Origin of the sequence: Photobacterium minamisatsumaniensis (assembly GCF_050336695.1) — a bacterium.
In the GTDB taxonomy this organism is placed as follows: Bacteria; Pseudomonadota; Gammaproteobacteria; order Enterobacterales; family Vibrionaceae; genus Photobacterium; species Photobacterium minamisatsumaniensis.
On sequence record NZ_JAKJSI010000014.1, the window covers coordinates 135,014 to 148,908 of the forward strand.

Sequence of the window (13,895 nt, forward strand, 5' to 3'; positions counted from 1 at the left end):
TTTTAGCCGGTTTTTTTATGCGATTAACATTTATTGCAGCCATAAAAAAAGCTACCCGAAGGTAGCTCTTTCTAATCAATCAAATGATGCTTACTTTTTCGCTTCAGCTGCTGCTTTTGCGATAGCTGCGAAGCTAGCTGCGTCAAGCGCTGCGCCGCCAACTAGTGCACCGTCGATGTCTGGTTGTGCGAAGTATGCTGCAGCGTTATCTGGCTTAACAGAACCGCCGTATTGGATAACAACGTTCTTAGCAACTTCTTCAGATTTCTCTGCAATATGAGCACGGATTTGTGCGTGGATACGCTGTGCATCTTCAGCTGTCGCTGCTTTACCAGTACCGATAGCCCAGATTGGTTCGTAAGCGATGATAGCGCCTTCTAGAGCTTCAACACCTTGAGTATTGATAACTGCGTCAAGTTGACGAGCACAAACTGCAACAGTTTCGCCTGCTTCGTTTTGTGCTTCAGATTCACCAATACAAAGAACTGGCGTTAGACCGTTTTCTTTTAGGAATGCAAATTTCTTAGCAACAAACTCATCAGATTCATTGTGGTATTCACGACGCTCAGAGTGACCAATGATGATGTGAGTTGCGCCGAATTCTTTAAGCATAGCTGGAGACATGTCGCCAGTGAATGCGCCGCTGTTGTTTAGATCAGAGTTTTGAGCACCTAGAATGATTGCGCTGCCAGCTTCAGTTAGCGTGTGCTCAGCAAGGTCGATGTAAAGTGCTGGTGGAGCCACGGCTACGTCAACACCAGTAACACCTTCAAGTTCAGCATTAAGGCCTTTAAGTAGGTTAGATACCATTTCCTTGCTACCGTTTAGCTTCCAGTTACCCATAACTACAGGATGGCGCATAGCTTTTCTCCAAATCAATTTGATGTAAAAAGGTAATACTTAATAGTCTAATGATCTAACTTAAATGACTAGGCTATTGAGTATGGCTGTAAATATATAACAGCTTGCGTACTTAATTTACTGTTCGAAATCATTTCTGTGCTCGGTTGTACCCTTTTCATCGCAAAAAGTGAACCGTTGTGAGGAAATATTTTTCAGGCTGGTGGATTTGTCAGCATCGAAGCCGCGAATAAAGAGAGTGATCAATGGCTGAAATCTAGCCTGATTGCTTGGATTGTTAGCGTTAAATCCGTTACTGTGAGGCCGAATGACAGATAAAATTCTGTCTTTTTTGTTTCCGACCATTTTAAATCAATTCAGCCGATAGGCGGGTTGTTGATGGCGACGAAAGCCAATTCATGGAGGATGTTGTGCCAAATCTCGTTATGGAATATGCCGATCCAGTGGCCGAGCGTGTCAATATTACTGGGTTATTAGAGGACCTTCATCACATATTACTGGCTTGTGAACTGTTTGAGCCCGACTCAGTGAAATCTCGCAGCTATCCCTGCCACAACTGGTTAGTGGGTGAAGAAGGGGATCTCCATAGCTTTATCCATATTGAACTGTCGATGTTGTCAGGCCGAAACCCAGAGCTAAAACGCGAGCTAGCTCGAGAGTTAATGGCTGTACTTGAGCAGCATGCCTCAGCCATTAATAGCTTGACGATTGACATGCGCGATATGGATCGTGAAAGCTTCTTGAAGGTTAGCTGTTAGTGGTATCCGTGTTGCTCGATGGCATAGGCTTCGATGAGATAGGTTGAACAAACGGTTTTATCTCGGCACAGTGCTCGGTAAGGCTCTCGGGGGCATTCAGCGCTTGTGCGAAGCGTTTAAGTTGCTGCTGTAACTCTGCCATCAGCAGGATGTTGGTGTGGTTAGGGTTTTTCCCCTTGGCTATCACCTGATTAATGTGGCTCATTTGCGCCCGTAGGCGTGGTTGCATTGATTCACTGGCATTCGTGATGACTTCTTCACTCATTGATATGCGCAACGCCTCAAGCTCTTCTGGGACGTTTTCTGCCATGGCTTTTAGTTCATCAAAAGAGGGTAATGTTTGCATCTTAGTGATCCAGATTGTCATCGTGATGCACTAAATTTAGTTAGTCATGGAAAATCAAAGTGGCTCAGGGCTGAGACAAGGCGATAGACAATAAAAAATAACCGCAATGCGGTTATTTTTTTATTGGTAAAAGGGAGAGGGACTTACCAATAATGCTCGACGGTAATTTGTCCGGGCTTACGGCGCAAATTTTTAATGAACCCCATAGTTTCCAGTATCGCCTTGGTTTCTCTGACCATCTCTGGATTGCCACAAATCATAATTTGACTTTTTTCTGGCGATAATGGCAAGCCGACATGGCGTTCTAACATGCCATCAGCAATGGCTTGCGGGACACGGCCAGGCAGTGACAACATTGCAGGTTCACGGCTGACAAAGGGTTGGACAATTAACTGCTCTGGGTGGGCTTCTTTAAGGCTATTGATTTCAGCCTGGTAACTCAAATCGGCAGAAAAGCGCACGGCATGGACCAGTATGATTTTACGAAAACGTTGCCAAACGGTTTTTTCTCTCAATAAAGAGAGATAGGGACCAATGGCGGTGCCAGTCGACAAGAGCCACAGATGCTCACCGTCAGGTACTTCATCTAGGGTGAAAAAGCCATTGGCCCGTGCCGACACAAAAACCGTATCACCGTTATTTAAGGCATGGAGGCGAGGAGACAAGAGGCCATCAGCTACTCGGGTGGCATATACTTCGATATTGTCATTGCTGGGTGGATTAACAAAGGAGTAGGCGCGTTGTATCATTTTACCGTCTATTTCCAGTCCTAGCTTGGTAAATTGACCTGCTTTGAATGGTTCGATATTGGCTTTTAGCACCAGGCTAAATAAATCATTGTTCCAATGACGGTTGGTAATCACCTCTGCAGGGATCCAGTCAGCCATAATCATCTCCTCGTTATGATTTTATTATTCGATAAGCGCAACGCCTCTCTCCGGCGATAATGTGTTCATTCCTATTGACCTGATAGTTGTCACCCAGCAAGCGCTGGAAAACAGATAATTCAGATTGGCAAAGTGAAGGGCAACGTTTTGCAGCATGGCAAATTGGGCAGTGGTTTTCGATCAACACGAACGTATCACCGTCTTGATGAAGCTCTGCCATGTAGCCTTCCTGCTCCCTCAGTGTAGCCAGTATTTGTAATTTTTCTTTTAAATTTGACGTTGTTGCCAAATGAGAACGGTATTGTTCAAAGGTTTGATTCTCACGGCGTTCGACGACTTGATGCAGGCCATCTTGACCAAATAACGCTTCGACAGAATCAAGCATTTGAATAATAAGATCGCCATGACGGTCGGTGAAGCCGCCGTGCCCTTTTTGGGTCAGGTGCCAATGACGAGTGGGTCGACCCACTTTGACTTTGACATCTTTGAAGTCGACTAAGCCGTCCTCTTCAAGTCCTTGGAGGTGCTGGCGAACACCCATCGTAGTGAGGTTAAACTCTTCTGCGAGTTTTTTTGCGGTGACTGAGCCTTCCCGCTTCATTCGATACAGTATTTTGTCGATTGTTTTCATAACAGCGGCTACCTACTTTGTTCATTAATTATGTAGCCAGCTTGGTAAATAAAGCAACAACTTTACAAAGTGAGGGGCAGAGTGGTTTAGGTGCTGAGGTGGGCAATAGTGGAAAGTACCAAAAAAACAAAAGGCGCACGTATTGTGCGCCTAGAAGCCAGTAACGTAAGGAGGGTTACGTTATAAAATGTGGCCTTTGATTGCATCATCTTTACGGTCAAGGTAATGCGTTGATTTAATACGACGGATGGTACGGCACTTACCGCGGATCAGCAGTGTTTCCGTTGTGGCGATATTCCCTTGACGGCTGATGCCTTCAAGCAAATCACCTTTCGTGATACCAGTACCGGCAAAAATCACGTTATCACTCTTGGCCATATCTTCCATGCGAAGGACGATATTCGTCTCGATGCCCATTTCTTTACAGCGAGCAATTTCGATTTCGCCGTGCTCACGGTTCTCGGCTGTATCACCCTTCACTTCGTGACGAGGAATAAGTCGACCGTGCATATCACCGCCTAGCGCGCGGATGGCGGCAGCAGAAACGACACCTTCAGGGGCGCCACCGATGCAGTACATCACATCCACTTCGCTATCAGGCATACACGTTAGGATTGAAGCGGCAACATCACCATCAGGGAATGCAAACACGCGTACACCCATGGCTTGCATTTCAGCAATAATCGCGTCATGGCGAGGCTTAGCCAGCGTTGTTACCACAAGAGTATCAAGTGTTTTACCCAGCGCTGTTGCAATATTTTCTAGGTTTTCAGTCAACGGTTTAGCAAGGTCAATCGCGCCTTTAGCAGCAGGACCAACAACCAGCTTTTCCATATACATATCAGGTGCCTTTAGGAATGACCCTTTTTCACCTGCAGCCAGTACGGCTAATGCATTGTTCTGGCCCATCGCTGTCATGCGGGTGCCTTCAATCGGGTCAACGGCAATATCAACAGCATCGCCACCGGTTCCTACAAGTTCACCGATGTACAGCATTGGAGCGTCATCGATTTCACCCTCACCAATAACAATCTCACCTTCAATTTCGGTTTGGTTAAGCAGGGTACGCATAACTTCAACGGCTGCGCCGTCTGCCGCAATTTTATCGCCACGGCCAAGCCATTTGTAGCCTGCTAGTGCTGCACCTTCAGTGACACGGGAAAATGCCATTGCCAAATCGCGCTTCATGGTTACTCCAGAAATAGAAATTAGTGAGCTAAAAAACTGGCGAGGATTTTACCACAGCTTCCAGTGAAACGTTTGCGTTAAGACAAAAATGTATGCCAAAGGGAAAAATTCGTGCTGGCATTGATTGTATCTTGAATAAAAAGGCCTGCAAATGCAGGCCTTAATAGAGGACTATGGTTGAATAACGATTAAATATCGTCTTCTTCTTCTACTGCCCAACCTTTGGCGCACTCTACCGCGCGTTTCCAGCCTCGGTAGCGACGATTACGCTTGCCATCATCAGCACATGGGATGAACTTGCGATTGATTTCTGCTTTGCCTTGCAGTTCATCAATGCTGCCCCAGAAACCAACAGCCAAACCTGCGAGGTAACCAGAGCCCAATGCCGTTACTTCAGTTACAACAGGACGGTGAACTTCGGTATCAAGAATGTCTGATTGGAACTGCATCAGGAAGTTGTTCGCGACCGCGCCGCCATCAACACGTAGTGATGCGAGCTTGATACCTGAATCAGCCTGCATGGCATCAAGAACATCACGGGTTTGATAAGCAACACTTTCTAGGGTTGCACGAATAATATGGTTCGAGTTAACGCCGCGGGTTAAGCCGACAATTGCGCCACGCGCATACGGGTCCCAATATGGTGCACCAAGGCCGGTAAAGGCTGGTACAACATACACACCGTTCGCACTACCGACTTTGTCGGCGAAATACTCGGAGTCTCTTGCATCATCGAGCAATTTCACTTCATCGCGCAGCCATTGAATAGAGGCGCCACCCATGAATACAGCACCTTCAAGGGCATAAGCCACTTCACCTTTCGGGCCACATGCTAAGGTTGTCAGTAAGCCATTATGAGAGGTTACTTTCTCTTTTCCGGTGTTCATCAGCAAGAAGCAACCTGTGCCGTAAGTGTTTTTCGCTTGGCCGGCTCCTACACACATTTGACCAAAGAGTGCAGCTTGTTGGTCACCCGCGATACCTGCAATTGGAATACGAGTACCACCTTTACCACCGATATTGGTTTGGCCATACACCTCAGATGAAGATTTCACTTCTGGCATCATAGATAGCGGAATATCTAGTGCTTTCAGCAGTTTTTCATCCCACTGTAAGCTATTGATATTGAATACCATGGTGCGTGATGCGTTAGTGTAATCGGTAACATGGACACGACCTTGGGTCATCTTCCAGATCATCCATGTATCAACAGTACCAAATAGTAAGTTGCCAGCCTCAGCTTCTTCACGGGCGCCTTCAACGTTATCAAGGATCCATTTGATTTTGGTTGCCGAGAAATATGGGTCAACCACAAGTCCGGTATTTTCACGGATGTAGTCTTCTAACCCTTGCTCTTTCAGTACTTCACAGATATCAGCGGTACGGCGACATTGCCATACAATGGCATTGTAAACCGGCTTACCAGTATTTTTATTCCACACTATGGTGGTTTCTCGTTGGTTGGTAATACCGATAGCGGCAACTTGATCAGAGCTGATCTCTGCTTTTGCCAAGGCTTCGACTAGGGTCGAGCTTTGTGTCGCATAAATCTCGAGAGGATCGTGCTCAACCCATCCGGCTTTTGGATAAATTTGGGTAAATTCGCGTTGTGACGAGCACACAATGTTCGCGTTGTGATCTAGCACAACGGCACGTGAACTCGTTGTACCCTGATCAAGTGCAACAATGTATTTTTGCTCTGTAGTCATGACGGTTTCCTCTAATTGTCATTATATAAGGGTAGTAGAGAGGTATTCTTTTTCTTTAGTCTTAAGCTTGGGCCGGTGCACTATCATCAGCGTCTTCGCACTGGTTTGGTAATGTGCACTTGTTACCAGGTAAATAGGTGCCGATCGCTTTAGGGTATAGCCAACCACCAAATGCCGCGCCAGCGATTGGGGCTAAAATCGGAACAATCATATAAGGGATATCTTTACCGCCAGTCAACGCCATGTCGCCCCAGCCAGCCAGGAATGCAAAGAATTTCGGACCAAAATCACGGGCAGGGTTCATGGCAAAACCTGTTAGTGGTCCTAAAGACCCACCAATTACCGCAATCAAGATACCGATGAGTAGTGGGCCCATTGCACCACGAGGTGCACCGTTCTTTTCATCGCCAATCGCTAAGATGGCGAACATCAACACTGCTGTGATCACAAACTCAACGGCGAAAGCGCCAGCAAATGATAACGCTGCATGGGGGTAGGTTGAGAAAATTCCAGCAGTGGCGAGGCTTGCTTCGCTACCGCGAATAATGCCGTTGGTTGTTTCATAGTCGGCGAAGAGGTTGCTGTATAAACCATAGATGAGTGCCGCGGTACAAAAAGCACCAAGCATTTGCGCAGCGATATATGGCAGTACTTTACGTTTATCAAAGCCATGGAATAGTGCAAGGGCTATGGTAACAGCAGGGTTTATATGGGCACCAGAAACACCAGCAGTACAGTAAATTGCAATGGCAACACCAAGACCCCACATTATACTGATTTCCCACTGGCCAAATTCGGCGCCAGTCAGTACTAATGCAGCAACGCAACCCACACCAAAAAAGATCAGCAGCCCTGTCCCAATAAACTCTGCGAGGCATTCACCTATCAAAGTATGTTGTTTTTGCTTATTCATTATTTCGTCCTTTTGTCTAATGTCGTAGGGGTATTACTTTTCTATTTTTTATGGGTAGATAATTTACTCTAACTTTTTATTATTGAAATAAAGTGGATTAAAAAATGTGCGTTCGAGCATAAAATAAATCAAATTTGAGCGTTTACGCAAACGTTTGCCGTTGTGTGCGACATAAATGTTGATAAAGGAATGATTTTTGATTGGTAGGGATGATTTAAAGGCTTTGCTTTGTAAGTTACTGGATATAAATAAAAAATCCGACCTTAAAAGGTCGGATGTGCCAGATAGGCAAGTTCTTGGATACATCCAAGAGAGATACGATCAAAATAAAAATTAGCACGCCACCGCTGCATTAAAATAGAGTTTGATCGCAATTTTACGCATTTACTATAAAGCGAAGTAAGCTTTTGAACGCCCTTGGAGGATTGTTGCTCGCCGTGGCGAAAGTTGATGTTTTTTTCGACTAACTGATAGTAGCGCTTATCGGCTGGTTATCGATTTAAAAATGAAAAGCAAAAAAATCATCAGAATTGAGTGATTTTTACCCATTTGCCACAAACCGAGGTTTTTGTAGATGTCAGATGGCGGTCGGCTCGTTAGAATAGGCAGTATAGAATCGTAAACATGCCTGTGGACAATTGCCTTAATGGTTAGGGCAATTAGATAGGCTGAAAACAGGTGGATAATATGTCATTAGAAATGCTGGAAAAGCTGGAAGCCAAAGTACAGACAGCTGTTGATACAATTTCCCTACTACAAATGGAAATTGAAGAACTAAAAGAACAAAATGATAGTCTTGCGAATGAAGCTCAGGAGCTGCGTTCTAATCGCGAAACACTAGAGCAAGATAATGGCAAACTACGCAATGATCATGAAGCATGGCAGGAACGTGTACGTACACTGTTAGGTAAAATGGATCACGTTGAATAAGTGGCACCTTGGCTGAAAGCCATTTGCACTTGAAAGTCAGTATTAAAAAACAGAGCCAAATGGCTCTGTTTTTATATGTATCGACGAAGTGCCACGGTATTTATTCAATATCGAGAGGGTCTGGTGATAGGATCACGCCAGTATTATCGGCATAAATATGATCTTCTGGTAGGAAAGTAACCCCCCCAAAGTTCACTGGCACATCAATTTCTCCGGTGCCTTGCTCATCGGCACCAACAGGGATTGATGCCATTGCATGAATACCTATCTCAAGCTCGTCGAGATCATCAACATGGCGGATACAGCCATAAATGATCAGCCCTTCCCACTCATTATTAGTGGCAAGTTGCGCCAAATCGGCATCAACCAGAGCTCGGCGTAGTGAGCCTCCACCATCAATAAGCAACACCCGGCCAACACCATTTTCTTCAAGCACCGAGCGGATCACTCCGCTGTCTTCAAAGCACTTTACTGTGGTAATTTGACCGCCAAAGGAGCTGCGACCACCATAAGAACTGAACATTGGTTCGACAACGTCGACCTTATCGAGGTAGATATCGCATAGTTCGGACGTATTGTATTCCATAAGCACGCTTCTTCTTGTGGCAATTGAAAAGAGGGTTAGCAATGAGGTATAGGCTTAACTTATTGAAAGTATAATCAGTTGGCTGCGCTTCACACAATAAAATGAAGTGAAGCGCCAGCATGATATCTAAACGGCAGCTAAGACAACCCCAGCGGCAAACAACAGGTTTGTCAGCAGAGCACATTTCACCATGGTAGCCATCATAGGACGTAATGCAGCACCATCAGTCGATTGCATCACTTGTTTACCATGCTTGAATAGCAGCGGCGCACTGAGGATAAAGAGCCAACCAAAGGGTGAATGTAGCTCAAGCAGTGCAAATAAAGCCAAGCAAGCAACGCTGCCGATCAATAAGAACAGGTGGTATTTACGGCCCCATTCGGGCCCCATGCGTACGGCCAATGTTAGCTTGCCGCATGCCCGGTCATTATCGATATCACGTAAGTTATTGATATTAAGCACACCAACAGCAAGCAGGCCACAGGCGGTTGCTGGCAGCATTATAATGGAATCAATTTGTCCTGCTTGTAGGTAATACGTACCTGCGACACCCAGCCAGCCAAAAAAGGTTAAGACAGATAAGTCGCCCAGTCCACGGTAGCCGTAAGGCTTATTGCCGACGGTATAGGCAATCGATGCAGCAATGGCCATTAACCCAAGTAGAATAAAGCCAAACATATCTTGTAGGTTATTGGTTGCTAACAGAATCAAACTCAAGCCGCTTATCGCGGTTAGAGCAATGTTGATCACCATGGCTTTACGCATTGCCGCAGGTGTGACTAAGCCGGATTGGATCGCTCTTTGCGGCCCAAGTCGCTGGTCATTATCCGTGCCTTTGACTGCATCCCCGTAGTCATTGGCCAAGTTCGATAAAATTTGTAGTAAAAGTGCGGTTAGCAGTGCTAATCCCGCGATTAATGCAGAGAAACTTCCTTGCCATCCTGCTACTGCACTGCCACAAACAATTGAGGCAATGGCTAGCGGCAAGGTTTTAGGTCGTGCAGCATCTAGCCAAATTGCGAGAGAAGATGATTTCATAGTGTCAGTCTTTAGCGTGTGAACTCAATTAAGGGGTATTATGGCTGAACTGAATTAATGGGCAACTTTATCGCCATAATGTTTGTTTGAGAACAAAAAAACGGCGCCATTTGGCACCGTTTTATGATTCTTTGAAAGATAGTGTTGCAACTTATAGAATGAAGCGGCTTAGATCTTCATCTTCAACCAGCTCACCTAAGCGTTCATTAACGTAGGCTTCGTCGATTATAAGCTTGTCACCAGACTTTTCTGTTGCGTCGAAAGACAACTCTTCCATTAGACGCTCCATCACTGTGTGTAGGCGACGTGCACCGATGTTCTCGGTACGCTCATTTACCTGCCATGCCGCTTCAGCTAACTTGTTGATCCCACTTTCATCAAATTCGATATCAACCGCTTCAGTCGCCATCAGCGCTTTATACTGCTCGGTTAATGATGCATTTGGTTCAGTTAGGATACGCTTGAAGTCGTGACTGGTTAGCGCTTCCAGTTCAACACGGATAGGCAGTCGACCTTGTAGCTCAGGGATCAAATCCGATGGTTTTGCTACTTGGAATGCACCAGAAGCGACAAACAAGATATGATCAGTCTTTACCATGCCATGCTTGGTTGAGACGGTACTACCTTCAACGAGTGGCAGTAAGTCACGCTGAACACCTTCACGCGAAACGTCTGGGCCCGATGATTCTCCACGCTTACAGATTTTGTCGATTTCATCAAGGAAGACAATGCCATTGTTTTCAACCGCGAAGATAGCTTGTTCTTTTAGCTCTTCTTGGTTTACCAGCTTAGCGGCTTCTTCTTCCGTTGCTGCTTTCATCGCATCTTTGATTTTCATCTTGCGTTTTTTCGAGGTATTACCAGCAAGGTTTTGGAACATGCCCTGAAGTTGGTTGGTCATGTCTTCCATACCAGGAGGAGCCATGATTTCAACACCCGCTTGTGGTGCAGCAATATCAATTTCAACTTCTTTATCGTCTAGCTTGCCTTCACGTAATTTTTTACGGAATGATTGGCGAGTCGATGAGTTATTATCACTTTCTTCATTCTGACCCCACTGATCGCGTGCGGGCGGCAGCAAGATATCCAGAATGCGGTCTTCCGCTTGCTCTTCAGCGCGGAATTGGACTTTCTTGGTCGCCTGTTGGTGGGTCATCTTAACTGCAACATCCGTTAGATCACGGATGATAGTCTCAACTTCTTTACCTACATAGCCGACTTCAGTGAATTTGGTGGCTTCAACCTTGATGAACGGCGCATTCGCTAATTTAGCTAGGCGACGGGCAATTTCTGTTTTACCAACACCTGTTGGGCCAATCATCAAAATATTTTTAGGGGTAACTTCAACACGCAACTCTTCTGGTAGTTGCATGCGGCGCCAGCGGTTACGCAGGGCAATCGCCACAGCACGCTTGGCTTTGTCTTGACCGATAATGTGGCAGTCAAGCTCGTGAACGATTTCGCGAGGAGTCATCTCAGACATGGTGATCCCTTATTTAGCGTTTAGCTCTTCAATGGTGTGGTGATGGTTGGTGAATACACAGATATCGCCAGCAATTTTCAGCGACTTCTCGGCAATTTCACGTGCGTCTAGGTCAGTATTTTCCAGCAAGGCTGTTGCTGCTGCCTGAGCGAAGTTACCGCCAGAGCCGATTGCAATCAGATCATTTTCTGGCTGAACCACATCACCATTACCTGTGATGATCAATGAGCCTGTTTCATCAGCGACCGCCAATAAGGCTTCTAATTTACGTAATGCGCGGTCGGTACGCCAATCTTTGGCCAGCTCCACTGCCGATTTAAGCAGGTGGCCTTGGTGCATTTCCAGCTTGCGCTCGAAACGTTCGAATAGGGTGAAAGCATCAGCGGTGCCGCCAGCAAAGCCAGCTAGAACTTTGTTATTGTATAAACGGCGCACTTTGCGAGCGTTACCTTTCATGACGGTGTTACCAAGGGATACTTGGCCATCACCTGCGATAACGACTTTACCGTTACGACGAACAGATACGATAGTTGTCACGGTTTTACCTCTTTGTGTCTTTCCGGCTCATGCCGGTATATCTAATATCTGGGGATCGCAGTAAAGAGTTTCAAGGGCAGAAAAAAGAAAAGGATGCCGAAGCATCCTTTACGAGTATTGGAGAATTACTTGAAAGCATTTTAAGTCTTAGTGTTACTCCCAGAACCAAATCGCACACGGTTCAATACCAGCTCGGCGTAGTTGGTTACGATCGCTCTCTGCTTTTCGTTTTTGTGGGTATGGGCCGAGAATGACACGATACCAGTTACCTTTTTCACCTTGGCTAATTTTGACTTGGCTTGTCATGCCTTGGAAGGCGATCATGGCTTTACGTTCTTCAGCTTGGTTTTGGCTGCGGTAAGCGCCGCATTGCATTAAATAAGGTCGGCCAGGTGCCTGTTCTTTTTTCGCATCGACCTGAATTTCTTTGTTTTCGAGCTCTTCAATATAGCGCCATTTTTCTTCGGGTTTTGGCGGTAGCGGCTTAGGTTCAGCTTTGGGGGTAACCACAGGTTGAGGTTTTACAATAGGTTTAGGCGTTGTGGTAATTGGCTTTTTCGGCGCAGTTGATTGCTGAGGCTCGGAAGAAGGCACTGGCGCCGTTGATAAAAAGTAGAGCCCATAGCCAAGGCCACCCACTAAGCATAAGGCAATCACTGCCCATTTAAATGGGAAGCCAGCGGTTGGTGGTGCTTTACGGCGGTTACGCGTGGTATTTTTTTGCGTACGGCTGCGCTTTACATAATCTTTGGTTGCCACAGTGATGATCGGTCGTTGGGAGGGACAATAGTACTATGTTACAAACTTGGCTTGGCACTGACTAGTGCCTAATACGCCGTTGAAGGTAATACTGACAAGATATAACACAGTTTTTGTGAGCTTATGCCCAAAACATAAGCTCACTAACGTCGTTAACGGTTAATTTGCTGGTGGTGCAGCGGCGCTTTCACGGATCACCAGTTTGGCATCCAGTAAGCGCGAACCAGATGCGATATCTTTGCCCTTGAGCATTTCTAGCAGCATAAGCATCGACTGACGGCCAATTTCATAACGCGGTTGTGAAACGGTTGTCAGGGGAGGATCGCAATATTCTGCAAACTGAATATCATCAAAGCCGACGATTGAAATATCTTGCGGTACTTTAAAGCCAAGGCGTTTGGCTTGCTGCATGGCACCAATTGCCATTACATCATTGTGGCAGATTAATGCGGTTGGTGGCTCAGGCAAGGCAAGCAATGCAGTGACAGCACGAGCTCCGGAGGCAAAGCTGAAGTCGCCTTTAGCAGTGTAAGCCGGGTTTATTTCGATACCTGCGCGTCGCAGTGCTTGTTGATAACCTTGGGTACGGAATTGGCACAGCGCTGCAGTATCTGGGCCTGCAATTTGTGCGATGCGTTTGTGCCCCATTTGTGTGAGGTAATTGACGGCTTCAAATGCAGCAGTCAGGTTATCGATATGTACCGTTGGTAGCTCAAGCTCTGGGGCAAATTCGCAAGCCATTACCATCGGGGGTAAGTTTTTTTGCTCTGGTTTACTGACGTCAAAAGGCAAATCGGTGCCCAGTAATAGCATGCCGTCGGCTTGCTTGGTAAAGACCAGATTAACAAAAGAATTCTCACGGGTTTTCTGCTGACCGCTATCACCTAATAACACAAGGTAGCCATGCTCCATGGCGGCTTCCTCGATGCCTCGAATGATCTCTGTGAAATAGGGATCACAGATATCAGGGACGATAGTGACAATCGTTTTTGATTCGTTGCGACGGAGATTCCTAGCCAGTGAATTGGGTGAATAGCCAGCATCCATGACAGCTTGCTCAACCTTTTTACGTGTTGATGCTGACACTTTCTCCGGGTTCATCAGGGCACGGGATACCGTGGCTGTTGATACGCCGGCAAGCTGGGCAACATCCTTCATTGTCGCCATAATTACAGTTCCTCTCTAATGTATATTTCTCTCTATAGCCGCTGGAGGATCATGGCCAAAACGGGTTGATACCTGTACCAGCGAGCTTGTTATTGTAGGCTG

15 protein-coding genes are annotated in these 13,895 nt (G+C 46.1%); 2 read left to right on the forward strand and 13 right to left on the reverse strand.

Going from position 1 to position 13,895, the window contains the following annotated elements; genetic code table 11:
- Nucleotides 1–90: 90 nt before the first annotated feature.
- Nucleotides 91–861: a triose-phosphate isomerase gene (tpiA, locus tag L4D78_RS06765; RefSeq protein ID WP_428456616.1), complete on the reverse strand. Its 771-nt coding sequence runs from the start codon at nt 859–861 to the stop codon at nt 91–93.
- Nucleotides 862–1,271: 410 nt separating this feature from the next.
- Between tpiA and L4D78_RS06770 the strand changes: the two genes are divergently transcribed.
- On the forward strand, nt 1,272–1,619 hold the full coding sequence (locus L4D78_RS06770) for a 5-carboxymethyl-2-hydroxymuconate Delta-isomerase (RefSeq protein WP_428456617.1): 348 nt from the start codon (nt 1,272–1,274) through the stop codon (nt 1,617–1,619).
- Here L4D78_RS06770 and L4D78_RS06775 read toward each other — a convergent pair.
- From L4D78_RS06775 to L4D78_RS06800, 6 genes are all read right to left on the reverse strand, one after another.
- Nucleotides 1,609–1,965 carry a DUF3135 domain-containing protein gene (locus L4D78_RS06775; RefSeq protein ID WP_428466201.1) on the reverse strand — a complete coding sequence of 119 codons (357 nt, stop codon included), beginning with the start codon at nt 1,963–1,965 and terminating at the stop codon, nt 1,609–1,611. The two genes, L4D78_RS06770 and L4D78_RS06775, sit on opposite strands and share 11 nt — an antisense overlap.
- Nucleotides 1,966–2,108: 143 nt before the next feature.
- On the reverse strand, nt 2,109–2,852 hold the full coding sequence (locus L4D78_RS06780; RefSeq protein ID WP_428466202.1) for a ferredoxin--NADP reductase: 744 nt from the start codon (nt 2,850–2,852) through the stop codon (nt 2,109–2,111).
- 13 nt (nt 2,853–2,865) lie between these two features.
- A complete protein-coding gene (locus L4D78_RS06785) occupies nt 2,866–3,483 on the reverse strand; it encodes a helix-turn-helix transcriptional regulator (protein ID WP_428466203.1) in 618 nt (205 codons plus the stop codon).
- A 180-nt stretch (nt 3,484–3,663) separates the two neighbouring features.
- Entirely contained in the window at nt 3,664–4,671 is a 1,008-nt protein-coding gene (gene glpX, locus L4D78_RS06790; RefSeq protein WP_428466204.1) for a class II fructose-bisphosphatase, read from the reverse strand.
- Nucleotides 4,672–4,859: 188 nt separating this feature from the next.
- Nucleotides 4,860–6,380, reverse strand: coding sequence for a glycerol kinase GlpK (glpK, locus tag L4D78_RS06795; protein WP_428466205.1), 1,521 nt, complete (start codon nt 6,378–6,380; stop codon nt 4,860–4,862).
- Nucleotides 6,381–6,441: 61 nt separating this feature from the next.
- Entirely contained in the window at nt 6,442–7,293 is an 852-nt protein-coding gene (locus L4D78_RS06800) for an MIP/aquaporin family protein (RefSeq protein WP_428466206.1), read from the reverse strand.
- A gap of 687 nt (nt 7,294–7,980) precedes the next feature.
- On the opposite strand from L4D78_RS06800, the gene zapB reads away from it, so the two are divergent.
- Nucleotides 7,981–8,223 (forward strand): cell division protein ZapB, encoded by a 243-nt coding sequence (zapB, locus tag L4D78_RS06805; RefSeq protein WP_428466207.1) that lies wholly within the window; start codon nt 7,981–7,983, stop codon nt 8,221–8,223.
- A 100-nt stretch (nt 8,224–8,323) separates the two neighbouring features.
- Here the strand turns inward: zapB and rraA are convergent, their stop codons facing one another.
- The 6 genes from rraA to cytR all read right to left on the reverse strand — a co-directional run bounded on the left by rraA (nt 8,324) and on the right by cytR (nt 13,793).
- The gene (rraA, locus tag L4D78_RS06810) at nt 8,324–8,809 is read right to left on the reverse strand and encodes a ribonuclease E activity regulator RraA (protein ID WP_428466208.1); all 486 of its coding nucleotides are present in this window, start codon (nt 8,807–8,809) and stop codon (nt 8,324–8,326) included.
- Nucleotides 8,810–8,935: 126 nt separating this feature from the next.
- Complete coding sequence (locus L4D78_RS06815; RefSeq protein ID WP_428456626.1) at nt 8,936–9,847, reverse strand: 1,4-dihydroxy-2-naphthoate polyprenyltransferase; 912 nt, start codon at nt 9,845–9,847, stop codon at nt 8,936–8,938.
- 151 nt (nt 9,848–9,998) lie between these two features.
- On the reverse strand, nt 9,999–11,330 hold the full coding sequence (gene hslU / locus L4D78_RS06820) for an ATP-dependent protease ATPase subunit HslU (protein ID WP_428466209.1): 1,332 nt from the start codon (nt 11,328–11,330) through the stop codon (nt 9,999–10,001).
- Nucleotides 11,331–11,339: 9 nt separating this feature from the next.
- Nucleotides 11,340–11,867 carry an ATP-dependent protease subunit HslV gene (hslV, locus tag L4D78_RS06825; RefSeq protein ID WP_428466210.1) on the reverse strand — a complete coding sequence of 176 codons (528 nt, stop codon included), beginning with the start codon at nt 11,865–11,867 and terminating at the stop codon, nt 11,340–11,342.
- Nucleotides 11,868–12,020: 153 nt separating this feature from the next.
- Complete coding sequence (locus L4D78_RS06830; RefSeq protein WP_428466211.1) at nt 12,021–12,626, reverse strand: SPOR domain-containing protein; 606 nt, start codon at nt 12,624–12,626, stop codon at nt 12,021–12,023.
- A gap of 159 nt (nt 12,627–12,785) precedes the next feature.
- The gene (gene cytR / locus L4D78_RS06835; protein ID WP_428466212.1) at nt 12,786–13,793 is read right to left on the reverse strand and encodes a DNA-binding transcriptional regulator CytR; all 1,008 of its coding nucleotides are present in this window, start codon (nt 13,791–13,793) and stop codon (nt 12,786–12,788) included.
- Nucleotides 13,794–13,895: the final 102 nt, after the last annotated feature.

Coding starts and splice junctions, on each gene's coding strand:
- tpiA (WP_428456616.1), bottom strand. CDS start 861: ATGCGCCATCCTGTAGTTATGGGTAACTGGAAGCTAAACGGTAGCAAG.
- L4D78_RS06775 (WP_428466201.1), bottom strand. CDS start 1,965: ATGCAAACATTACCCTCTTTTGATGAACTAAAAGCCATGGCAGAAAAC.
- L4D78_RS06780 (WP_428466202.1), bottom strand. CDS start 2,852: ATGGCTGACTGGATCCCTGCAGAGGTGATTACCAACCGTCATTGGAAC.
- L4D78_RS06785 (WP_428466203.1), bottom strand. CDS start 3,483: ATGAAAACAATCGACAAAATACTGTATCGAATGAAGCGGGAAGGCTCA.
- glpX (WP_428466204.1), bottom strand. CDS start 4,671: ATGAAGCGCGATTTGGCAATGGCATTTTCCCGTGTCACTGAAGGTGCA.
- glpK (WP_428466205.1), bottom strand. CDS start 6,380: ATGACTACAGAGCAAAAATACATTGTTGCACTTGATCAGGGTACAACG.
- L4D78_RS06800 (WP_428466206.1), bottom strand. CDS start 7,293: ATGAATAAGCAAAAACAACATACTTTGATAGGTGAATGCCTCGCAGAG.
- zapB (WP_428466207.1), top strand. CDS start 7,981: ATGTCATTAGAAATGCTGGAAAAGCTGGAAGCCAAAGTACAGACAGCT.
- rraA (WP_428466208.1), bottom strand. CDS start 8,809: ATGGAATACAATACGTCCGAACTATGCGATATCTACCTCGATAAGGTC.
- L4D78_RS06815 (WP_428456626.1), bottom strand. CDS start 9,847: ATGAAATCATCTTCTCTCGCAATTTGGCTAGATGCTGCACGACCTAAA.
- hslU (WP_428466209.1), bottom strand. CDS start 11,330: ATGTCTGAGATGACTCCTCGCGAAATCGTTCACGAGCTTGACTGCCAC.
- cytR (WP_428466212.1), bottom strand. CDS start 13,793: ATGGCGACAATGAAGGATGTTGCCCAGCTTGCCGGCGTATCAACAGCC.